Origin of the sequence: Streptomyces sp. CA-181903 (assembly GCF_050937075.1) — a bacterium.
Lineage (GTDB): Bacteria > Actinomycetota > Actinomycetes > Streptomycetales > Streptomycetaceae > Streptomyces.
In genome coordinates this window covers 1,209,064-1,230,966 of record NZ_JBNJLY010000001.1, presented here as the reverse complement: position 1 = coordinate 1,230,966, position 21,903 = coordinate 1,209,064, and the positions used below count along the sequence as shown (strand labels likewise).

Here is a 21,903-nt window from a genome sequence, read left to right as displayed (position 1 = left end):
GGGATACCGCCCCGGCCATGGGAGGATCGGGGACGGCGGACCGTACCACGGGTCGGTCGCGCCGTCCCACGATCCGAGGCGCGAGCAAGAGGAGTTCCGTTGAGCAGGTTGCGCTGGCTGACGGCCGGGGAGTCGCACGGTCCGGCCCTGGTGGCGACGCTGGAGGGGCTGCCCGCGGGCGTCCCGGTCACCACGGAGATGGTGGCGGACCACCTGGCCCGGCGGCGCCTCGGCTATGGGCGCGGCGCCCGGATGAAGTTCGAGCGGGACGAGGTGACCTTCCTCGGCGGCGTGCGGCACGGGCTGTCCATGGGCTCCCCGGTCGCGGTCATGGTGGGCAACACCGAGTGGCCCAAGTGGGAGAAGGTCATGGCGGCCGACCCGGTCGACCCCGCCGAGCTCGCCGACCTCGCCCGCAACGCCCCGCTGACCCGGCCGCGCCCCGGCCACGCGGACCTCGCGGGCATGCAGAAGTACGGCTTCGACGAGGCCCGTCCGGTCCTGGAGCGGGCCTCCGCGCGGGAGACCGCGGCCCGCGTCGCGCTCGGCGCCGTCGCCCGCTCCTTCCTGAAGGAAGCGGCCGGCATCGAGATCGTCTCGCACGTCGTCGAACTGGCCGCCGCCAAGGCGCCGTACGGCGTGTACCCCAAGCCGTCGGACGTCGAGCGGCTGGACGCCGACCCGGTGCGCTGCCTCGACGCCGCCGCGAGCGAGGCGATGGTCGCCGAGATCGACCAGGCGCACAAGGACGGCGACACCCTCGGCGGCGTCGTCGAGGTCCTCGCCTACGGCGTGCCCGTCGGCCTCGGCTCGCACGTGCACTGGGACCGGCGGCTGGACGCCCGGCTCGCCGCCGCCCTGATGGGCATCCAGGCGATCAAGGGCGTCGAGCTCGGCGACGGCTTCGACCTGGCCCGGGTGCCCGGCTCGAAGGCGCACGACGAGATCGTCGCCACCGAGGAGGGCGTGCGCCGCGCGTCCGGCCGCTCCGGCGGCACCGAGGGCGGCCTGACCACCGGCGAACTGCTGCGCGTCCGCGCCGCGATGAAGCCCATCGCCACCGTGCCGAAGGCGCTCGCCACCATCGACGTCACCACCGGCGAGGCCGCCAAGGCCCACCACCAGCGCTCCGACGTGTGCGCCGTCCCCGCGGCCGGCATCGTCGCCGAGGCGATGGTGGCGCTCGTCCTGGCGGACGCCGTGGTGGAGAAGTTCGGCGGCGACAGCGTCACCGAGACCCGCCGCAACGTCCGGGGCTACCTCGACCACCTGGCCATCAAGTGACCGGGCCGGTCGCTGTACTGGTCGGCCCGCCCGGAGCCGGGAAGTCGACCGTCGGAGCACTGCTCGCCGAGCGGCTCGGCACCGGCTACCGGGACACGGACGCCGACATCGAGCGCACCGCGGGCAAGCCCATCCCGGAGATCTTCCTGGACGAGGGCGAGCCGCACTTCCGCGAGCTGGAACGGCAGGCCGTGCGCGCCGCCGTGGCGGAGCACCCCGGGGTGCTCTCGCTCGGCGGCGGCGCCGTCATGGACCCGGACACCCGGGCGCTGCTCAAGGGGCTGCCCGTCGTCTTCCTCGACGTCGACCTGGCCGACGCCGTACGGCGGGTGGGGCTGGATGCCCCGCGCCCGCTGCTGGCCGTCAACCCGCGCAAGCGATGGCGGGAGCTGATGGAGGCCCGCCGCCCGCTCTACGCCGAGGTCGCCCGGGTCGTCGTCGCCACCGGAGGCCGGAGCCCGGCCGAGGTCACCGACGCGGTACTCGACGGCCTGTGCCCGCCCGGCGCCCGTACCCACGACACCTCGCAGTGAGGAACGCATGACCGACGCACCCACCCGTATCCAGGTCGCCGGCACCGCCGGCACCGCGCCGTACGAGGTCCTGATCGGGCACCGGCTGCTGGGCGAACTGCCCGCGCTCATCGGGACCGGCGCCCGGCGCGTGGCCGTCCTGCACCCGGAGGCGCTGGCCGAGACCGGCGAGGTCCTCCGCGCCGACCTGGCCGACCAGGGTTACGAGGCCATCGCCATCCAGGTGCCGAACGCCGAGGAGGCCAAGACCGCCGAGGTCGCCGCCTACTGCTGGAAGGCGCTCGGGCAGTCCGGCTTCACCCGCACCGACGTCATCGTCGGCGTCGGCGGCGGCGCCACCACCGACCTGGCCGGCTTCGTCGCCGCCACCTGGCTGCGCGGTGTGCGCTGGATCGCGGTGCCCACCACCGTGCTGGCGATGGTCGACGCGGCGGTCGGCGGCAAGACCGGCATCAACACCGCCGAGGGCAAGAACCTCGTCGGCGCCTTCCACCCGCCGGCCGGGGTGCTCTGCGACCTGTCCGCGCTGGAGTCGCTGCCGGTCAACGACTACGTCAGCGGGCTCGCCGAGGTCATCAAGGCCGGCTTCATCGCCGACCCGGCCATCCTCGACCTGATCGAGAGCGACCCCGAGGCCGCCCGCACCCCGTCCGGCCCGCACACCGCCGAGCTCATCGAGCGCGCCATCCGCGTCAAGGCCGACGTCGTCTCCCAGGACCTCAAGGAGTCCGGCCTCCGCGAGATCCTCAACTACGGGCACACCCTCGCCCACGCCATCGAGAAGAACGAGCGGTACAACTGGCGGCACGGCGCGGCCGTCGCCGTCGGCATGGTCTTCGCCGCCGAACTCGGCCGGATCGCCGGCCGGCTGGACGACGCGACGGCCGACCGGCACCGCGCGGTGCTGGAGTCCGTGGGGCTTCCGGTGACCTACCGGGGCGACCAGTGGCCCAAGCTGCTGGAGACCATGAAGGTCGACAAGAAGACGCGCGGCGACCGGCTGCGCTTCATCGTGCTCGACGGGCTGGCGAAGCCGGTGGTGCTGGAGGCTCCGGATCCGGCGATGCTGCTGGCCGCGCACGCGGAGATCGCGGCGTGAGCGGCGCTCGGCGGGTTCTCGTGCTCAACGGGCCGAACCTCGGGCGGCTCGGCTCCCGTGAGCCCGACGTCTATGGGTCCACCTCGTACGCCGGGCTCGTCGAGGTGTGCGCCCGGCTCGGCGCGGAGCTCGGCTTCGACGTCGACGTCCGCGAGACCAACGACGAGGGGGAGCTGGTCCGTTGGCTGCACGAGGCGGCCGACGGGCGGCTGCCCGTCGTCATCAACCCCGGTGCGTTCACGCATTACTCGTACGCGATGCGGGACGCGGCGGCGCAGCGGACCGCTCCGCTGATCGAGGTGCACATCTCCAATCCGCATGCGCGGGAGGCGTTCCGGCACACGTCCGTCATCTCGGCTGTCGCGTCCGGGACGATCGCCGGGTTCGGAGTCGGGTCGTACCGGCTCGCGTTGCGGGCGCTCGCGGAGGAACTCCGCGGCTGAGTGGAGCGTCTGGGTTGAGGGGGTAGGGTGCCCCGGTCCCGCCCTTTCACCGTTTCCTGCGGGGGCAAGCCCCCGCACCCCCCGAAGCGCCCTGCGGGCTCCCCCAGAGGGGGTGCCCCCAGTCCTCAATCGCCGGACGGGCTGATTCAGCCCGTCCGGCGATTGAGGACAGAGGGGTCTGGGGCGCAGCCCCAGGAAACGGTGAAAGGGCGGGACCGGGGCACCCCCCACCACAACGACCCACCGCACGAGACGGAGTGCCACCGGATGCAGCACCCAGTGGGACAGCCGCTACCCCCCGCCCATCGGCCGATGCCCCTCGACCCGGCCACCGCGCCGGTCGCGGTGCTGTTGATCGGCCCGGCCGGTGCCGGGAAGACGACCGCGGCCCGGTACTGGGCCGACACCCGCCGGGTGCCCACGGCGCACATCAGCCTGGACGACGTCCGGGAGTGGGTGCGGGCCGGTTTCGCCGACCCGCGGGCCGGGTGGGACGAGCGGTCCGAGGCGCAGTACCGGCTGGCCCGCCGCACCTGCGGCTTCGCCGCCCGGAACTTCCTGGCCAACGGCATCTCCTGCATCCTCGACGACGCGGTCTTCCCGGACCGGCCCGCCGTCGGCCTGGGCGGCTGGAAGCGGCACATCGGCCCCGGCCTGCTGCCCGTCGTCCTGCTGCCGGGGCTCGACGTGGTGCTGGAGCGCAACGCCGAGCGGCGCGGCAACCGGCGGCTGGGCGACGAGGAGGTGGCGCGCATCCACGGGCGGATGGCCGGCTGGTACGGCTCCGGGCTGCCGATCATCGACAACTCGCAGCACGACGTGGCCACCACCGCCCGGCTCATCGACGAGGCCGTGGCCCGCTCCTTCGCCACCCCGCCCGCCTGGTAGGCGCACCGCCGGCCTGGTGGGCGCACCGCCGGCCTGGTGGGCGCACCGAGCGCGGCACCCCGGTCGGACGCGCCGGAGCGGCCGGTTCCGGCCGCCGAACGTACGCTCGGGGCATGTCCGACGTGTACGCGGCACGCCGTTCACGGCTGCTGGAGCGGTGCCTGGGGAACGGGAGCGAGGCCGCGCTGGTGACCGGCGCGGCCAACGTCCGCTACCTCGCCGGTCACGCCCCGGCCGACGCCGCCCTGCTGGTCGGGCCCGTCCACGACGTGCTGCTCTGCGCCTCCGATCCGTTCGACGCCGCGTCGGCCGCCCGGCCCGCCGGTGATCTGCGGGTCTTCGTCCTGCCCGGCACGGAGGGCGACCCGGCCGTCGCGGGCGCGGAGCGGGCCGCCGCGGCCGGGGCCGGCTCGCTGGCGGTGGAGGAGCACCACCTGACCGTACGGCGCCACCGCGCGCTGGGGGCCGTCGCGCCGGGGCTGCGGCTGGACGACCTGGGGCCGGCGGTGGAGCAGCAGCGGTTGGTGAAGGACGAGGAGGAGATCTCCTGTCTGCGGATCGCCGCCGAGATCGCCGACCAGGCGCTGGGGGAGCTGTTGGAGTCGATCCTCGTCGGCCGCACCGAGCGGCACCTCGCCCTGGAGCTGGAGCGCCGTCTGGTGGACCACGGCGCGTCCGGGACGGCGTTCCCCACGTCGGTGGGGACCGGGCCGGACTCCGGGCTGGCCGGGCACGTACCCTCGGACCGGCGGGTGGAGGAGGGCGACTTCCTCTCCGTCTGCCTGGGTGCCGACTACCGCGGCTACCACAGCGAGATCGCCCGTACCTTCGTCATCGGCACCTCTCCCGCCGACTGGCAGATCGAGCTGTACGAGCAGGTGTTCGCGGCGCAGCGGGCCGGGCGGGAGGCGCTGCTGCCCGGGACGCCGTACCGGGACGTGGACCGCGCGGCACGGCGGGTCCTGGAGGCCGCGGGCCACGGCGACCGGCTCGGTCCGCGCATCGGCCACGGGGTCGGACTCGAAAACGGCGAGGACCCTCGGCTCGCGCCCGCGGCCATGGGTAAACTGGACGCTTGCGTGCCGGTCACCGTAGATCCGGGGGTTCACCTCCCGGGGCGGGGCGGCGTCCGGATCGATGACACGCTCGTCGTCCGCCCCGAGGCGGACGGCGGTCCCGAGCTACTCACCATCACGACCAAGGAGCTGCTCGCGCTGTAGCGCGTGCCTCTTCGGGGTCGCAGCTTCAGTCCAGGAGATTCCGCAACCGTGGCTTCCACGAACGACCTCAAGAACGGCATGGTGCTCAAGCTCGAAGGCGGCCAGCTCTGGTCCGTCGTCGAGTTCCAGCACGTCAAGCCCGGCAAGGGCCCCGCCTTCGTCCGCACGAAGCTCAAGAACGTGCTCTCCGGCAAGGTGGTGGACAAGACCTTCAACGCCGGTGTGAAGGTCGAGACGGCCAACGTCGACAAGCGCGGTATGCAGTTCTCGTACATGGACGGCGAGTACTTCGTCTTCATGGACATGGACACGTACGACCAGCTGCACATCGACCGCAAGACCGTCGGTGACGCCGCCAACTTCCTGATCGAGGGCTTCGAGGCCGTCGTCGCGCAGAACGAGGGCTCGGTCCTCTACGTCGAGCTGCCGGCCGCCGTCGAGCTCACCATCAAGCACACCGACCCGGGTGTGCAGGGCGACCGCTCCACCGGTGGCACCAAGCCCGCCGAGCTGGAGACCGGCTACGAGATCCAGGTCCCGCTGTTCATCAGCACGGGCGAGAAGATCAAGGTCGACACGCGTACCGGCGATTACCTCGGCCGGGTGAACAGCTAACCGTGGCCGCCCGCAGCAACTCCCGGAAGCGCGCCTTCCAGATCCTCTTCGAGGCCGACCAGCGAGAGGCGTCCGTGCTGGACGTCCTCGCCGACTGGATCCGGCACTCGCGCTCGGACGACCGGCAGCCGCCGGTCAACGAGTACACGATGCAGCTGGTCGAGGGCTACGCCGAGCACGTCGCCCGGATCGACGAGCTGATCGAGACCTACGCGGTCGACTGGGACCTGGACCGGATGCCGGCCGCCGACCGGAACATCGTCCGGCTCGGGGCCTACGAGCTGATCTGGGAGGACGGCACCCCGGACGCGGTGGCGATCGACGAGGCGGTGCAGCTCGCCAAGGAGTTCTCCACCGACGAGTCGCCGGCCTTCATCAACGGTCTGCTCGGCCGGTTCAAGGAGCTCAAGCCGGGCCTCCGCCGGGCCTGACGCGCCACGACCGACACACCAACAACCGCCAGGGGGCGGGGAACCGGAAGGTTCCCCGCCCCCTGGCGGTGGTGCGTACGGACCCGAATTCAGGCCGAAGGGCTACGCGTCCTCGTGCTGCACCGCGCGGCGCGCGTCCGCGTCGAGCACGCCCCAGCTGATCAGCTGCTCGGTGAGCACCGAGGGCGACTGGTCGTAGATCACGGCGAGGGTGCGCAGGTCGTCCTGGCGGATCGACAGCACCTTGCCGTTGTAGTCGCCGCGCTGGCTCTGGATGGTCGCCGCGTAACGCTGGAGGGGGCCCGCCTTCTCGGCCGGGACGTGGGCGAGGCGCTCCAGGTCCAGGACCAGCTTCGGCGGGGGCTCGGCAGCGCCCCCCGGCGTGGTGCCGGGCAGCAGCTCCTGGACGGGCACCCCGTAGAAGTCGGCCAGCTCGGCAAGGCGCTGCACGGTCACGGCACGGTCGCCGCGCTCGTACGAGCCCACCACCACGGCCTTCCAGCGGCCCTGGGACTTCTCCTCGACACCATGGAGTGAGAGGCCCTGCTGGGTGCGGATGGCGCGGAGCTTGGCCCCGAGCTGTTTGGCGTATTCGCTGGACATAAAGCTCCCCGGACGCGGTATCAATGTGCGGCTCTGCCGCGTGGCTGGTAACTCACTGTGAGGTTACGCAGCGTAATCTGGCTTCGTCAAGCCGAATGGTCCACCGCTTCCGCCGTCGGGGGCCACGTCCGGAGCACCCCCGGACGGCTGCTACTGTGGACCAAGCAATTCCGACGTCCTTTAACGTCCGTCCTGTGAGGCGGAGAAGGAGGTCCGTTTCTCATGGACACCACCGCGTCCGCGGCCGGTCCCGCGCGTCCCGTGCTCGAAGCACCGGACATCGCCCGGGTCCTCACGCGCATCGCCCACGAGATCGTCGAACGCGCCAAGGGCGCCGACGATGTCGTCCTGCTCGGCATCCCCACCCGAGGGGTCTACCTCGCCCACCGCCTGGCCGCGAAGCTGGCCGAGATCACCGGCGCCACCATGCCCGTGGGCTCCCTCGACATCACCATGTACCGCGACGACCTGCGGCTCCGCCCGGCCCGTGCGCTGGCCCGCACGGAGATCCCCGGTGACGGCATCGACGGCCGTCTCGTGGTCCTCGTCGACGACGTGCTCTTCTCCGGCCGCACCATCCGCGCCGCGCTCGACGCCCTGAACGACATCGGGCGCCCCCGCGCGGTCCAGCTCGCCGTCCTGGTCGACCGCGGCCACCGCGAGCTGCCGATCCGCGCCGACTACGTCGGCAAGAACCTCCCCACGTCGCTGCGGGAGACGGTCAAGGTCCAGCTCACCGAGGAGGACGGGCGCGACAGCGTGCTCCTCGGCATGGGCGCCACCGCTCCGGCCGACGGCCGCTAGCAGCCTCCCCGCACGGGTCCGTACCCCGGACCCGCGACGCCGCACGCCCGGCCGTCCTCACGCACACCCTCAACCACGGAGCATCCGGATGCTGCACCTCTCCGGGGGGAGCCCCCGTACCCGCGGCCACCTCGTCTCGGCCGCCGACCTCAGCCGCGACGACGCCGTCCTCATCCTCGACACCGCCGAGGAGATGGCCCGCGTCGCGGACCGGCCGATCAAGAAGCTGCCGACCCTGCGCGGCCGGACCGTCGTCAACCTCTTCTTCGAGGACTCGACGCGGACCCGCATCTCCTTCGAGGCCGCCGCCAAGCGGCTCTCCGCCGACGTCATCAACTTCTCCGCCAAGGGCTCCTCGGTCTCCAAGGGCGAGTCGCTGAAGGACACCGCGCTCACCCTGGAGGCGATGGGCGCCGACGCCGTCGTCATCCGCCACCACGACTCCGGCGCCCCGCACCGGCTGGCCACCTCCGGCTGGATCAACGGCTCGGTCGTCAACGCCGGCGACGGCACCCACGAGCACCCCACCCAGGCCCTGCTGGACGCCTTCACCCTGCGCCGCCGCCTGGTCGGCCCCGACGCCGGGATCGGCAAGGACCTGGACGGCCGCCGGATCACGATCGTCGGCGACATCCTGCACAGCCGCGTCGCCCGGTCCAACGTCCACCTGCTCACCACGCTGGGGGCGGAGGTCACTCTCGTCGCACCGCCCACCCTGGTGCCCATCGGCGTCGAGCGCTGGCCCTGCGAGGTCTCCTACGACCTGGACGCGGTGCTCCCCAAGTCCGACGCCGTGATGATGCTGCGCGTCCAGCGCGAGCGGATGAACGCCGCGTTCTTCCCCACCGAGCGCGAGTACGCGCGCCGCTACGGCCTCGACGGCCAGCGGATGGCGAGGATGCCCGAGGACGCGATCGTCATGCACCCCGGGCCGATGAACCGTGGCATGGAGATCACCGCCGAGGTCGCCGACTCCCGCCGCTGCACGGCCGTGGAGCAGGTCACCAACGGCGTGTCCATCCGGATGGCCGTCCTCTACCTGCTGCTCGGCGGCTCGGAGTCCGCCGTCACGAACACGAACACCCGCACCGAGGAGAACAAGTAATGCCCCAGATCCTTATCCGCGGTGCCAAGGTGCTCGGCGGCCCCGCCCAGGACGTCCTGATCGACGGCGAGACGATCGCCCGGGTCGGCAACGGCATCGAGGCCGACGGCGCGACCGTGATCGAGGCGGACGGCAAGGTCCTGCTGCCCGGCCTGGTCGACCTCCACACCCACCTGCGCGAGCCCGGCCGCGAGGACTCCGAGACCGTCCTCACCGGCACCCGCGCCGCCGCCGTCGGCGGCTACACCGCCGTGCACGCCATGGCCAACACCTTCCCGGTCGCCGACACCGCCGGCGTCGTCGAGCAGGTCTGGCGGCTCGGCAAGGAGTCCGGCTACTGCGACGTGCAGCCCGTCGGCGCCGTCACCGTCGGCCTGGAGGGCAAGAAGCTCGCCGAGCTCGGCGCGATGCACGACTCCGCGGCCGGCGTCCGGGTCTTCTCCGACGACGGCAAGTGCGTGGACGACGCGGTGATCATGCGGCGCGCCCTGGAGTACGTGAAGGCGTTCGACGGCGTCGTCGCCCAGCACGCCCAGGAGCCGCGGCTCACCGAGGGCGCCCAGATGAACGAGGGCGTCGTCTCCGCCGAACTGGGCCTGGGCGGCTGGCCGGCCGTCGCCGAGGAGTCGATCATCGCCCGCGACGTGCTGCTCGCCGCGCACGTCGGCTCCCGGCTGCACGTCTGCCACCTCTCGACGGCCGGCTCGGTGGAGATCGTCCGCTGGGCCAAGTCCAAGGGCTGGAACGTCACCGCCGAGGTCACCCCGCACCACCTGCTCCTCACCGACGAGCTCGTCCGCTCGTACAACCCGGTCTACAAGGTGAACCCGCCGCTGCGCACCGAGGCCGACGTCATGGCCCTGCGCGAGGCGCTCGCCGACGGGACGATCGACTGCGTGGCCACCGACCACGCCCCGCACCCGCACGAAGACAAGGACTGCGAGTGGGGCGCCGCGGCCATGGGCATGGTGGGCCTGGAGACCGCCCTCTCGGTCGTCCAGCACACCATGGTCGAGACCGGCCTGCTGGACTGGGCGGGCGTCGCCGACCGGATGTCCTTCACCCCGGCCCGCATCGGCCGCCTGGCCGGACACGGCCGCCCGGTGGCCGCCGGTGAGCCCGCCAACCTCACCCTGGTCGATTCCGCTTACCGTGGTGTCGTGGACCCCGCGGGCTTCGCCTCCCGCAGCCGCAACACCCCCTACGAGGGCCGCGAGCTGCCGGGGCGCGTCACCCACACCTTCCTGCGGGGCCGGGCGACGGTCGCCGACGGGAAGCTGACGGGAATCTGACGTGACACCTTTGATCACCAACCTCGCGATCTCCAACCTCGCGGACGAGAAGAAGTCGCAGGCCGTCACCGACTGGGCGGCGCGCGCCGGCTGGGTCGTGGGTCTGCTGCTCTTCATCGCGCTCCTCTACTGGCTGATGCGCGAGGGCTGGAAGTGGCGCGGCACGCTCCAGGGCGACCTGCCCCCGCTGCCCGCCGTCCCGGAGGAGCCGGGCCCGGCCCGGCTCACCCTCACCGGCCGCTACCACGGCTCCACCACCGCCGGACAGTGGCTGGACCGCATCGTCGCCGGGGGCCTCGGCACCCGCAGCCGCGCCGAGCTCACCCTCACCGAGGAGGGCGTGAGCGTGCTGCGCCCCGGCGCCACCGACTTCCTGATCCCCGCCGACGCCGTACGCGGCGCCCGCCTCGACAAGGGCATCGCCGGCAAGGTCCTCACCGAGGGCGGCCTGCTGGTGATCACCTGGCAGCACGGCGACCGGCTGATCGACTCCGGCTTCCGGGCCGACCGCGTGGCGGAGCACCCGGCCTGGGTCGAGGAGCTCGCCACCCCGCAGAACCTGAACAGCACGACGGAAGGCGCACGATGACGACCTCGCACCCGGGGAACCCCTCGCAGCGGAAGGGGGCGCTTCCCGCCGTACTCGTCCTGGAGGACGGCCGCGTCTTCCGCGGCCGGGCCTACGGCGCCGTGGGCACCACCTTCGGCGAGGCCGTGTTCTCCACCGGCATGACCGGCTACCAGGAGACCCTCACCGACCCCTCGTACCACCGCCAGGTGGTCGTCATGACCGCCCCGCACGTCGGCAACACCGGCGTCAACGACGAGGACCCCGAGTCCTCCCGCATCTGGGTGGCCGGCTACGTGGTCCGCGACCCCGCCCGCACCCCGTCGAACTGGCGCTCGCGCCGCTCCCTCGACGAGGAGCTGGAGCGCCAGGGCGTCGTCGGGATCAGCGGCATCGACACCCGCGCCCTCACCCGCCACCTGCGCGAGCGCGGTGCCATGCGGGTCGGGATCTTCTCCGGCGCGACCCTGCCGGGCGAGGCCGCGATGCTGGAGCAGGTGCGGCAGGCCCCCGAGATGGCGGGCGCGGACCTCTCCGCCGAGGTCGCCACCAAGGAGACCTACGTCGTCCCGGCCGTCGGCGAGCGGAAGTACACCGTCGCCGCGATCGACCTGGGCATCAAGGGCATGACCCCGCACCGGATGGCCGAGCGCGGCATAGAGGTCCACGTCCTGCCCGCCACCGCGACCGTCGAGGACGTCTACGCGGTGAACCCGGACGGCGTGTTCTTCTCCAACGGCCCGGGCGACCCGTCCACCGCCGACCACCCGGTCGCGGTGATGCGGGCGGTGCTGGAGCGCAAGACCCCGCTCTTCGGCATCTGCTTCGGCAACCAGATCCTCGGCCGCGCGCTGGGCTTCGGCACCTACAAGCTGAAGTACGGCCACCGCGGCATCAACCAGCCCGTGCAGGACCGGACGACCGGCAAGGTCGAGGTCACCGCGCACAACCACGGCTTCGCCGTCGACGCCCCGCTCGACGGGCCCGCCGACACCCCCTACGGCCGCGTCGAGGTCTCCCACGTCTGCCTCAACGACGACGTGGTCGAGGGGCTCCGGCTGCTCGACCGGCCGGCCTTCAGCGTCCAGTACCACCCCGAAGCCGCAGCGGGCCCGCACGACGCGGCCTACCTGTTCGACCGCTTCGTCTCTCTGATGGAGGGCCAGCGTGCCTAAGCGCACCGACATCCAGTCCGTTCTGGTCATCGGCTCCGGCCCGATCGTCATCGGTCAGGCGGCCGAGTTCGACTACTCCGGCACCCAGGCGTGCCGGGTCCTCAAGGCCGAGGGCCTGCGGGTCATCCTGGTCAACTCCAACCCGGCCACGATCATGACCGACCCGGAGATCGCCGACGCCACGTACGTCGAGCCGATCACCCCCGAGTTCGTCGAGCGGATCATCGCCAAGGAGCGCCCCGACGCCCTGCTCCCCACCCTGGGCGGTCAGACCGCGCTCAACACCGCGATCTCGCTGCACGAGGCGGGCACGCTGGAGAAGTACGACGTCGAGCTGATCGGCGCCAACGTGGAGGCGATCCACAAGGGCGAGGACCGCGAGCAGTTCAAGGCCGTCGTCGAGGCCGTGCGTGCCCGGATCGGGCACGGCGAGTCCGCCCGCTCGGTCATCTGCCACACGATGGACGAGGTGCTCGCCGGCGTCGGGACGCTCGGCGGCTACCCGGTCGTCGTCCGCCCCTCCTTCACCATGGGCGGCGCCGGCTCCGGCTTCGCCCACGACGAGGAGGAGCTGCGCCGCATCGCCGGCCAGGGCCTCACGCTCTCCCCGACCACCGAGGTGCTCCTGGAGGAGTCCATCCTCGGCTGGAAGGAGTACGAGCTGGAGCTGATGCGCGACCGGAACGACAACGTCGTGGTCGTCTGCTCCATCGAGAACTTCGACCCGATGGGCGTGCACACCGGCGACTCGATCACCGTCGCCCCGGCGATGACCCTCACCGACCGCGAGTACCAGGTGCTGCGCGACATCGGCATCGAGGTCATCCGCGAGGTCGGCGTGGACACCGGCGGCTGCAACATCCAGTTCGCGGTCAACCCCGAGGACGGCCGGGTCATCGTCATCGAGATGAACCCGCGCGTCTCCCGCTCCTCCGCGCTCGCCTCCAAGGCCACCGGCTTCCCGATCGCGAAGATCGCGGCCCGGCTCGCCGTCGGCTACACGCTGGACGAGATCCCCAACGACATCACCGAGCAGACCCCGGCCTCCTTCGAGCCGACGCTCGACTACGTCGTGGTCAAGGCCCCGCGCTTCGCCTTCGAGAAGTTCCCGGCCGCCGACGCCACCCTCACCACCACCATGAAGTCGGTGGGCGAGGCCATGGCCATCGGCCGGAACTTCACCGAGGCGCTGCAGAAGGCGCTGCGCTCGCTGGAGAAGAAGGGCTCGCAGTTCGACTTCGTCTCGGAGCCCGGCGACAAGACCGAGCTGCTGGCGAAGGCGGCCGTCCCGACGGACGGGCGGATCAACACCGTCATGGCCGCCATCCGGGCCGGCGCCACCCCGGCCGAGGTCTTCGCGGCCACCCGGATCGACCCCTGGTTCGTGGACCAGATGTTCCTGCTCCACGAGGTCGCCCAGGAGCTGGCCGAGGCCGAGACGCTGGAGCCGGAGCTGCTCTTCGAGGCCAAGCGGCACGGCTTCTCCGACGTGCAGATCGCGGCGATCCGCGGGACCGACGAGAAGGTCGTCCGCGAGGTCCGGCACTCGCTGGGCGTCCGCCCGGTGTACAAGACGGTGGACACCTGCGCCGCCGAGTTCGCCGCCCGGACCCCGTACTTCTACTCCTCGTACGACGAGGAGAGCGAGGTCGCGCCGCGCGAGAAGCCCGCGGTGATCATCCTGGGCTCCGGCCCGAACCGCATCGGCCAGGGCATCGAGTTCGACTACTCCTGCGTCCACGCCTCGTTCGCGCTCAGCGACGCGGGCTACGAGACCGTGATGGTCAACTGCAACCCGGAGACGGTCTCCACCGACTACGACACCTCCGACCGGCTCTACTTCGAGCCGCTCACCCTGGAGGACGTGCTGGAGATCGTGCACGCCGAGCAGCAGGCGGGCCCGGTCGCGGGCGTGATCGTGCAGCTCGGCGGGCAGACGCCGCTGGGCCTGGCGCAGGCGCTCAAGGACAACGGCGTGCCGATCGTCGGCACCTCGCCCGAGGCCATCGACCTGGCCGAGGAGCGCGGCGCCTTCGGCCGCGTCCTCACCGAGGCCGGGCTGCCGGCGCCCAAGTACGGCACGGCCTTCTCCTTCGAGGAGGCGAAGGCCATCGCCGCCGAGATCGGCTACCCGGTGATGGTCCGGCCGTCCTACGTGCTCGGCGGGCGCGGCATGGAGATCGTCTACGACGAGCCCTCGCTGGCCGGCTACCTGGAGCGGCACGCGGGCCTGATCTCCGAGCACCCGGTGTTGATCGACCGCTTCCTGGACGACGCCATAGAGATCGACGTGGACGCGCTCTACGACGGCCACGAGCTCTACCTCGGCGGCGTCATGGAGCACATCGAGGAGGCCGGCATCCACTCCGGCGACTCGGCCTGCGCGCTGCCCCCGATCACCCTGGGCGGCCACGACATCAAGCGGCTGCGCACCTCCACGGAGGCGATCGCCAAGGGCGTGGGCGTCCGCGGTCTGATCAACATCCAGTTCGCGATGGCCGGGGACATCCTCTACGTCCTGGAGGCCAACCCGCGCGCCTCGCGCACCGTCCCCTTCACCTCGAAGGCGACCGCGGTGCCGCTGGCCAAGGCCGCCGCGCGGATCTCGCTGGGCGCCACCGTCGCCGAGCTGCGCGCCGAGGGGATGCTCCCGGCGCAGGGCGACGGCGGCACGCTGCCGCTGGACGCGCCGATCTCGGTCAAGGAGGCCGTGATGCCGTGGACGCGGTTCCGCGACACCTCCGGCCGCGGCGTGGACACCGTCCTGGGCCCGGAGATGCGGTCCACGGGCGAGGTCATGGGCATCGACGACGTCTTCGGCACGGCGTACGCCAAGTCGCAGGCGGGGGCCTACGGCGCGCTGCCCACCGGGGGCCGGGCGTTCGTGTCGGTCGCCAACCGGGACAAGCGCTCGATGATCTTCCCGGCCCGGGAGCTGGTCGCCCACGGCTTCGAGCTGCTGGCCACCTCCGGCACCGCCGAGGTGCTGCGGCGCAACGGCATCAAGGCGACCGTCGTCCGCAAGCTGAGCGAGGGCGAGGGCCCGAACGGCGAGAAGACGATCGTCCAGCTGATCCACGACGGCAAGGTCGACCTGATCGTCAACACCCCGTACGGCACCGGCGGGCGCCTCGACGGCTACGAGATCCGTACCGCCGCCGTCTCCCGCGCGGTGCCCTGCCTGACCACGGTCCAGGCGCTGGCCGCGGCCGTCCAGGGCATCGAGGCGCTGTCCCGCGGCGAGGTGGGCGTGCGCTCGCTCCAGGAGCACGCGCGCCGGCTGACCGCCGCCCGCGAGGCGTAGGACGCGGAGGGGGACACCGGGAGGTGTCCCCCTCTTCATGAGCCCTCCGTCCCCTTCTCCGCTGCCCAGAAGGCCCGAAATGTACCGATTCTTCTTCCGGCTCGTCTTCCGCCGCATGGACCCCGAGCAGGCCCACCACCTGGCCTTCGCCTGGATCCGTGCGGTCGCCCGGATCCCCGTCCTGCGCACGCTCGTCGCCGCCGTCCTCGCCCCCCGCCACAAGGAGCTGCGCACCGAGGCCCTGGGGCTGCGGATGCACGGCCCCTTCGGCCTCGCCGCCGGCTTCGACAAGAACGCCGCCGCCATCGACGGCATGGCCATGCTCGGCTTCGACCACGTCGAGATCGGCACCGTCACCGCCCAGCCACAGCCCGGCAACCCCAAGAAGCGGCTGTTCCGCCTGGTCGCCGACCGCGCGCTGATCAACCGCATGGGCTTCAACAATGACGGCTCGGCCACCGTCGCCCGCCGACTGGCCGAGCGGAACCCGGTCTTCCGTACCACCGTCGGCGTCAACATCGGCAAGACGAAGATCGTCCCCGAGGCGGAGGCCGTCGCCGACTACGTCACCTCCACCGAGCGGCTGGCCGCCCACGCCGACTACCTGGTCGTCAACGTCTCCTCGCCCAACACCCCCGGGCTGCGCGACCTTCAGGCCACCGAGGCGCTGCGGCCCCTGCTCACCGCCGTCCGCGAGGCCGCCGACCGCACCGTCACCGACCGGCGCGTCCCGCTGCTGGTGAAGATCGCCCCCGACCTCGCCGACGAGGACGTCGATGCCGTCGCCGACCTCGCCGTCGAACTCGGCCTCGACGGCATCATCGCCACCAACACCACCATCGCCCGCGAGGGCCTCGGACTGCGCACCCCGCAGCGCACGGTCGAGGCCATCGGCGCGGGCGGCCTCTCGGGCGCCCCCCTCAAGGAGCGCTCGCTGGAGGTCCTGCGCCGGCTGTACGCCCGCGTCGGCGACCGGATCACCCTCGTCGGCGTGGGCGGCGTCGAGACCGCCGACGACGTCTGGGAGCGCATCCTCGCCGGCGCCACCCTGGTCCAGGGCTACAGCGCCTTCATCTACGAGGGCCCCTTCTGGTGCCGCGCCCTCCACCGCGGCCTCGCCGAGAAGCTGGCCGCCAGCCCGTACGCCACCCTCGCCGACGCGGTCGGCGCCGAGCACCGGAAGGTGACCGCGTGACGACCTCCCTGGAACCCTTCGGCGCCCGCCTGCGCCGCGCCATGGACGAGCGCGGCCCGCTCTGCGTCGGCATCGACCCGCACGCCGCCCTGCTCTCCGCCTGGGGACTCGGCGACGACATCGCGGGCCTGGAGCGGTTCGCCCGCACCACCGTGGAGGCGCTCGCCGACCGGGTGGCCGTCCTCAAGCCCCAGTCCGCCTTCTTCGAGCGCTTCGGCTCGCGCGGCATCGCCGTCCTGGAGCGGACCGTCGCCGACGCCCGCGCGGCCGGCGCCCTGGTGCTGATGGACGCCAAGCGCGGCGACATCGGCTCCACCATGGCCGCCTACGCCGAGACCTACCTCGACCCGGCCGCGCCGCTGTTCTCCGACGCGGTCACCGTCAGCCCGTACCTCGGCTACGGCGCGCTGCGTCCCGCCCTGGACCTGGCCCGCGCGACCGGCACCGGCGTCTTCGTCCTCGCCCTCACCTCCAACCCGGAGGGCGCCGAGGTGCAGCACGCGGTCCGCGCGGACGGGCGGAGCGTCGCCGCGACGATGCTGGACCACCTGCGCGCGGAGAACGCCGGCGCCGCCCCGATGGGCTCCTTCGGCGCCGTCGTCGGGGCCACGCTCGCCGGCGGGCTCGGCGCGGCCGGTGTCGATCCGGCCATCGGCGGCCCGCTGCTCGCCCCCGGCATCGGCGCCCAGGGCGCCACCGCGGCGGACCTGCCGAAGGTCTTCGGCGCGGCGGTCCGGGACGTCGTCCCCAACGTGAGCCGGGGCGTGCTCCGGCACGGACCCGACGTCGCGGCCCTGCGGGAGAGCGCGGAGCGGTTCGCGGACGAGGTGCGGACGGCCGTCGGCGCGGGCTGATCGCGGCCCGGGCGGGCCGGTCCTCGGCGTCCCGTCGCGATTTCCCCGGCCGCTATGTCCGAAAAAGTCCTGGTCGAGCAAGGCTGACCAGGACTTTTCCGCTGTTCTCGCTGACTGGAGCGGGATCGGCCGCTAGTCTCCGACAAGAGCGAACGTGCAAGCGCGTTGCTCGTTGCTCCCCAGGTGTGGGCCGACTAGGTTCTCACCGGTCCTTATCCGACAGTTCGACATCCGAGGTGACGTAGGCGTGGCTCTTCCGCCCCTTACCCCTGAACAGCGCGCAGCCGCGCTCGAAAAGGCCGCCGCGGCTCGCCGGGCCCGCGCCGAGGTCAAGAATCGGCTCAAGCACTCCGGCGCCTCGCTGCACGACGTGATCAAGCAGGGTCAGGAGGATGACGTCATCGGCAAGATGAAGGTCAGCGCCCTCCTGGAGAGCCTGCCGGGCGTGGGCAAGGTCCGCGCCAAGCAGATCATGGAGCGGCTCGGGATCTCCGAGAGCCGCCGTGTCCGCGGGCTCGGGACGAACCAGATCGCGGCTCTTGAGCGGGAGTTCGGCAGCACCGCGGCCTGACGTTACCGGGCACTCCCGGGAACCGGGATAATCGCTGCATGAGTACTGCAGTCTCCCGGGGGACGACCCCCGCTTCCCCGGCCAGACGTCCGCGGCTGACCGTGCTCTCCGGCCCCTCCGGGGTCGGCAAGAGCACGGTCGTCGCCCACATGCGCAAGGCCCACCCCGAGGTGTGGCTCTCGGTGTCCTGCACCACCCGCAAGCCGCGCCCCGGCGAGCAGGAGGGTGTCCAGTACTTCTTCGTCGACGACACGGAGTTCGACAAGCTCGTCGCCAACGGAGAGCTGCTGGAGTGGGCCGAGTTCGCCGGCAACCGGTACGGCACGCCGCGCCAGGCGGTCCTGGACCGCCTGGAGGCCGGCGAGCCGGTGCTGCTGGAGATCGACCTGCAGGGCGCCCGGCAGGTCCGCGCGTCCATGGAGGACGCCCAGCTGGTCTTCCTCGCTCCGCCGAGCTGGGACGAGCTGGTCCGCCGGCTCACCGGCCGGGGCACCGAGTCGCCCGAGGTCATCGAGCGGCGGCTGGCCGCGGCCCGTACCGAGCTGGCGGCGGAGTCGGAGTTCGACACCACCCTGGTCAACACCTCCGTCGAGGACGTCGCGCGGGAGCTGCTAGCCTTGCTCCGATGAGCAGGGGTACACCCCGTACGTCCCGTGCACCCGGTACGCCCCATTCGCGCATCACGACTTTCTTCACCCCCCTTCGGAAGGCAGAGAGTGTCCTCTTCCATCACCGCGCCCGAGGGCATCATCAACCCGCCGATTGATGAGCTGCTCGAAGCGACCGACTCGAAGTACAGCCTGGTGATCTACGCCGCCAAGCGCGCGCGTCAGATCAACGCGTACTACTCGCAGCTCGGCGAGGGCCTGCTGGAGTACGTCGGTCCGCTGGTGGACACCCACGTCCACGAGAAGCCGCTCTCCATCGCGCTCCGCGAGATCAACGCGGGTCTGCTCACCTCCGAGGCCATCGAGGCCCCGGCGCAGTAAGCGACCCCGCGCGACAAGCGACGGGATACGTTCACCGAGGGCCCGGCAGCACTCCTGCCGGGCCCTTGGTGTGTCATGGAAGCCTGCAACGAGAGCCGGGGAGAGGCGAGCGATGGACAAGCCCAAGGTCGTGCTGGGGGTCAGCGGCGGGATCGCCGCCTACAAGGCGTGTGAGCTGCTGCGCCGGCTCACCGAGTCGGGGCATGACGTCCGCGTCGTCCCGACGGCCTCGGCGCTGCACTTCGTCGGCGAGGCCACCTGGTCCGCGTTGTCCGGGCACCCGGCCGGCACCGAGGTGTGGGAGAGCGTCCACGAGGTGCCGCACGTGCGGATCGGGCAGGAGGCCGACCTCGTCGTGGTCGCCCCGTGCACCGCCGACATGCTGGCCAAGGCCGCCCACGGGCTCGCCGACGACCTGCTGACCAACACCCTCCTCACCGCCCGCTGCCCGGTGGTCTTCGTGCCCGCCATGCACACCGAGATGTGGGAGAACCAGGCCACCCAGGAGAACGTGGCCACCCTCCGCCGCCGGGGTGCCGTCGTCGTCGAACCCGCCGTCGGCCGGCTGACCGGCGTGGACACCGGCAAGGGCCGCTTCCCCGAACCGGCCGAGATCTTCGAGGTCTGCCGCCGGGTGCTGGCCCGCGGCACCGGCGGACGGGACCTGGCCGGACGGCACGTGGTGATCAGCGCCGGCGGCACCCGGGAGCCCCTGGACCCGGTGCGCTACCTCGGCAACCGCTCCTCCGGCCGGCAGGGCTACGCCCTGGCCAGGACCGCCGTGGCGCGCGGCGCCCGGGTCACGCTGGTGGCGGCCAACAGCGAACTGCCGGACCCGGCCGGCGCGGACGTGGTGCGGGTGGGCACGGCGGTGCAGCTGCGGGAGGCGGTACTCAAGGCCGCGGCCGACGCGGACGCCGTGGTGATGGCCGCCGCGGTCGCCGACTTCCGGCCCGCCCGGTACGCCCCCGGCAAGATCAAGAAGCGGGACGGCGAGGAGCCGGCGCCCGTCGCGCTCGTCCGCAACCCGGACGTCCTCGCCGAGCTGTCCGCGGACCGGCCCCGCCCCGGGCAGGTCGTCGTGGGCTTCGCGGCCGAGACGGACGACGTACTGGCCAACGGCCGCGCCAAGCTCGCCCGCAAGGGCTGCGACCTCCTCGTGGTCAACGAGGTGGGGGAGGGCCGGACCTTCGGCTCGACGGAGAACGAGGCCGTCGTCCTGGCCGCCGACGGCGGCGAGACCCCGGTCCCGCACGGCCCCAAGGAGGATCTGGCGGACGTCGTCTGGGACCTCGTCGCCGGCCGCCTGGCATAACCCGCTCGCACGCGCCAGCGGCGAACAGAGTGACGAGTGTCACTAGGCGGGCCCTTAGTGATGCTGGACAGGAGGTCCGCAGGGAGCAAAGGCCGGATAAACTGACACCGGTCCGTGCACGAGCGCAGCTCTCGTCCGGAACCGCCAATGATCAGCCAGCAGCCGCTGCAACCCCAGGGAGCGATGTGTCCCGCCGCCTGTTCACCTCGGAATCCGTGACCGAGGGTCACCCCGACAAGATCGCTGACCAGATCAGCGACACCATTCTCGACGCCCTCCTCAAGGAGGACCCGACCTCCCGGGTCGCCGTCGAGACCCTGATCACCACCGGCCTGGTGCACGTCGCCGGCGAGGTGACCACGAAGGCGTACGCGCCGATCGCCACGCTGGTCCGCAACAAGATCCTCGAGATCGGCTACGACTCGTCCAAGAAGGGCTTCGACGGCGCTTCCTGTGGCGTCTCGGTCTCGATCGGATCGCAGTCCCCGGACATCGCGCAGGGTGTCGACGCGGCCTACGAGGCACGGGTCGAGGGCGATGAGGACGAGCTCGACAAGCAGGGCGCGGGCGACCAGGGCCTGATGTTCGGCTACGCCTGCGACGAGACGCCCGAGCTGATGCCCCTCCCGATCAACCTGGCGCACCGCCTGTCGCGCCGCCTGACGGAGGTCCGCAAGAACGGGACCATCCCGTACCTGCGCCCCGACGGCAAGACCCAGGTCACCATCGAGTACGACGGCAACAAGGCGGTCCGCCTGGACACCGTCGTCGTCTCCTCGCAGCACGCGTCCGACATCGACCTGGACTCGCTGCTCGCCCCCGACATCCGCGAGTACGTCGTGGAGCACGTCCTCAAGGAGCTCGTCGAGGACGGCATCAAGCTGGAGACCGAGGGCTACCGCCTGCTGGTGAACCCCACCGGCCGCTTCGAGATCGGCGGCCCCATGGGCGACGCCGGCCTCACCGGCCGCAAGATCATCATCGACACCTACGGCGGCATGTCCCGCCACGGTGGCGGCGCCTTCTCCGGCAAGGACCCGTCCAAGGTCGACCGCTCGGCCGCGTACGCGATGCGCTGGGTCGCGAAGAACGTGGTCGCCGCCGGGTTGGCCGCCCGCTGCGAGGTGCAGGTCGCTTACGCGATCGGCAAGGCGGAGCCGGTCGGTCTGTTCGTGGAGACGTTCGGGACGGCCACGGTCGACACCGAGAAGATCGAGCACGCCATCTCCGAGGTCTTCGACCTGCGGCCGGCCGCGATCATCCGCGACCTGGACCTGCTGCGGCCGATCTACGCGCAGACGGCTGCGTACGGTCACTTCGGCCGTGAGCACGAGGACTTCACGTGGGAGCGGACGGATCGCGTCGACGCTCTGCGCAAGGCTGCGGGTCTCTGACGTTTCGATGGACGGCCCCGGAGCGGAAAATCGCTCCGGGGCCGTCCCCCTTTGGGGGGTGTGCCCCGGTCCCTCCCCCAGAGGGGGCACCCCCACCTTCGCCGATTCCTGGGGCTGCGCCCCAGACCCCCTTTCGCGGCTTCGCCGCTCGTCCGCGCGGAGCGCGGTTTCGGGGGTGCGGGGGCCGGCCCCCGCAAGAAACGGTGAAAGGGCGGGCCCGG

22 protein-coding genes are annotated in these 21,903 nt (G+C 72.1%); 21 read left to right on the top strand and 1 reads right to left on the bottom strand.

Annotation, left to right across the window (positions count from 1 at the left end; genetic code table 11):
- Nucleotides 1-99 precede the first annotated feature (99 nt).
- The 8 genes from aroC (at nt 100) to nusB (ending at nt 6,513) form a co-directional block, all read left to right on the top strand.
- Nucleotides 100-1,284 carry a chorismate synthase gene (gene aroC / locus ACQEVS_RS05200; RefSeq protein WP_433015822.1) on the top strand — a complete coding sequence of 395 codons (1,185 nt, stop codon included), beginning with the start codon at nt 100-102 and terminating at the stop codon, nt 1,282-1,284.
- Nucleotides 1,281-1,817: a shikimate kinase gene (locus ACQEVS_RS05195; RefSeq protein ID WP_433015819.1), complete on the top strand. Its 537-nt coding sequence runs from the start codon at nt 1,281-1,283 to the stop codon at nt 1,815-1,817. The genes aroC and ACQEVS_RS05195 overlap by 4 nt, the downstream gene beginning before the upstream one ends.
- Before the next feature lie 7 nt (nt 1,818-1,824).
- On the top strand, nt 1,825-2,916 hold the full coding sequence (gene aroB / locus ACQEVS_RS05190) for a 3-dehydroquinate synthase (protein WP_433015816.1): 1,092 nt from the start codon (nt 1,825-1,827) through the stop codon (nt 2,914-2,916).
- Nucleotides 2,913-3,359 carry a type II 3-dehydroquinate dehydratase gene (gene aroQ / locus ACQEVS_RS05185; protein WP_433015813.1) on the top strand — a complete coding sequence of 149 codons (447 nt, stop codon included), beginning with the start codon at nt 2,913-2,915 and terminating at the stop codon, nt 3,357-3,359. Before aroB ends, aroQ begins: the two co-directional genes overlap by 4 nt.
- A gap of 27 nt (nt 3,360-3,386) precedes the next feature.
- A complete protein-coding gene (locus ACQEVS_RS05180) occupies nt 3,387-4,247 on the top strand; it encodes an AAA family ATPase (RefSeq protein ID WP_433015810.1) in 861 nt (286 codons plus the stop codon).
- 113 nt (nt 4,248-4,360) lie between these two features.
- On the top strand, nt 4,361-5,467 hold the full coding sequence (locus ACQEVS_RS05175) for a M24 family metallopeptidase (protein ID WP_433015807.1): 1,107 nt from the start codon (nt 4,361-4,363) through the stop codon (nt 5,465-5,467).
- Nucleotides 5,468-5,515: 48 nt separating this feature from the next.
- A complete protein-coding gene (efp, locus tag ACQEVS_RS05170; protein WP_433015804.1) occupies nt 5,516-6,082 on the top strand; it encodes an elongation factor P in 567 nt (188 codons plus the stop codon).
- 2 nt (nt 6,083-6,084) lie between these two features.
- On the top strand, nt 6,085-6,513 hold the full coding sequence (nusB, locus tag ACQEVS_RS05165) for a transcription antitermination factor NusB (protein ID WP_433015802.1): 429 nt from the start codon (nt 6,085-6,087) through the stop codon (nt 6,511-6,513).
- Between the two features lie 102 nt (nt 6,514-6,615).
- Here the strand turns inward: nusB and bldD are convergent, their stop codons facing one another.
- Nucleotides 6,616-7,116, bottom strand: a complete 501-nt coding sequence (bldD, locus tag ACQEVS_RS05160; RefSeq protein WP_004948690.1) for a transcriptional regulator BldD — start codon at nt 7,114-7,116, stop codon at nt 6,616-6,618.
- A gap of 222 nt (nt 7,117-7,338) precedes the next feature.
- Between bldD and pyrR the strand changes: the two genes are divergently transcribed.
- The 13 genes from pyrR (at nt 7,339) to metK (ending at nt 21,682) form a co-directional block, all read left to right on the top strand.
- Nucleotides 7,339-7,920 (top strand): bifunctional pyr operon transcriptional regulator/uracil phosphoribosyltransferase PyrR, encoded by a 582-nt coding sequence (gene pyrR / locus ACQEVS_RS05155; RefSeq protein WP_433015800.1) that lies wholly within the window; start codon nt 7,339-7,341, stop codon nt 7,918-7,920.
- An 88-nt stretch (nt 7,921-8,008) separates the two neighbouring features.
- Nucleotides 8,009-9,025 (top strand): aspartate carbamoyltransferase catalytic subunit, encoded by a 1,017-nt coding sequence (locus ACQEVS_RS05150; protein ID WP_433015798.1) that lies wholly within the window; start codon nt 8,009-8,011, stop codon nt 9,023-9,025.
- Complete coding sequence (locus ACQEVS_RS05145) at nt 9,025-10,317, top strand: dihydroorotase (protein ID WP_004948682.1); 1,293 nt, start codon at nt 9,025-9,027, stop codon at nt 10,315-10,317. The genes ACQEVS_RS05150 and ACQEVS_RS05145 overlap by 1 nt, the downstream gene beginning before the upstream one ends.
- Nucleotide 10,318: 1 nt before the next feature.
- Nucleotides 10,319-10,906 carry a hypothetical protein gene (locus tag ACQEVS_RS05140; protein WP_433015796.1) on the top strand — a complete coding sequence of 196 codons (588 nt, stop codon included), beginning with the start codon at nt 10,319-10,321 and terminating at the stop codon, nt 10,904-10,906.
- Nucleotides 10,903-12,060: a glutamine-hydrolyzing carbamoyl-phosphate synthase small subunit gene (gene carA, locus ACQEVS_RS05135; RefSeq protein ID WP_433015793.1), complete on the top strand. Its 1,158-nt coding sequence runs from the start codon at nt 10,903-10,905 to the stop codon at nt 12,058-12,060. The genes ACQEVS_RS05140 and carA overlap by 4 nt, the downstream gene beginning before the upstream one ends.
- Nucleotides 12,053-15,364 carry a carbamoyl-phosphate synthase large subunit gene (carB, locus tag ACQEVS_RS05130; RefSeq protein WP_433015791.1) on the top strand — a complete coding sequence of 1,104 codons (3,312 nt, stop codon included), beginning with the start codon at nt 12,053-12,055 and terminating at the stop codon, nt 15,362-15,364. Before carA ends, carB begins: the two co-directional genes overlap by 8 nt.
- Nucleotides 15,365-15,443: 79 nt before the next feature.
- The gene (locus ACQEVS_RS05125; RefSeq protein WP_433015789.1) at nt 15,444-16,559 is read left to right on the top strand and encodes a quinone-dependent dihydroorotate dehydrogenase; all 1,116 of its coding nucleotides are present in this window, start codon (nt 15,444-15,446) and stop codon (nt 16,557-16,559) included.
- Nucleotides 16,556-17,413, top strand: coding sequence for an orotidine-5'-phosphate decarboxylase (pyrF, locus tag ACQEVS_RS05120; RefSeq protein ID WP_433015787.1), 858 nt, complete (start codon nt 16,556-16,558; stop codon nt 17,411-17,413). Before ACQEVS_RS05125 ends, pyrF begins: the two co-directional genes overlap by 4 nt.
- A gap of 247 nt (nt 17,414-17,660) precedes the next feature.
- Nucleotides 17,661-17,984 (top strand): integration host factor, actinobacterial type, encoded by a 324-nt coding sequence (gene mihF / locus ACQEVS_RS05115; RefSeq protein WP_004948667.1) that lies wholly within the window; start codon nt 17,661-17,663, stop codon nt 17,982-17,984.
- A gap of 38 nt (nt 17,985-18,022) precedes the next feature.
- On the top strand, nt 18,023-18,613 hold the full coding sequence (gene gmk / locus ACQEVS_RS05110) for a guanylate kinase (RefSeq protein WP_433015784.1): 591 nt from the start codon (nt 18,023-18,025) through the stop codon (nt 18,611-18,613).
- An 87-nt stretch (nt 18,614-18,700) separates the two neighbouring features.
- Nucleotides 18,701-18,973, top strand: coding sequence for a DNA-directed RNA polymerase subunit omega (gene rpoZ / locus ACQEVS_RS05105; protein WP_004948662.1), 273 nt, complete (start codon nt 18,701-18,703; stop codon nt 18,971-18,973).
- A gap of 112 nt (nt 18,974-19,085) precedes the next feature.
- Nucleotides 19,086-20,288, top strand: coding sequence for a bifunctional phosphopantothenoylcysteine decarboxylase/phosphopantothenate--cysteine ligase CoaBC (gene coaBC, locus ACQEVS_RS05100; protein WP_433015782.1), 1,203 nt, complete (start codon nt 19,086-19,088; stop codon nt 20,286-20,288).
- Between the two features lie 185 nt (nt 20,289-20,473).
- On the top strand, nt 20,474-21,682 hold the full coding sequence (metK, locus tag ACQEVS_RS05095; RefSeq protein ID WP_433015779.1) for a methionine adenosyltransferase: 1,209 nt from the start codon (nt 20,474-20,476) through the stop codon (nt 21,680-21,682).
- Nucleotides 21,683-21,903: the final 221 nt, after the last annotated feature.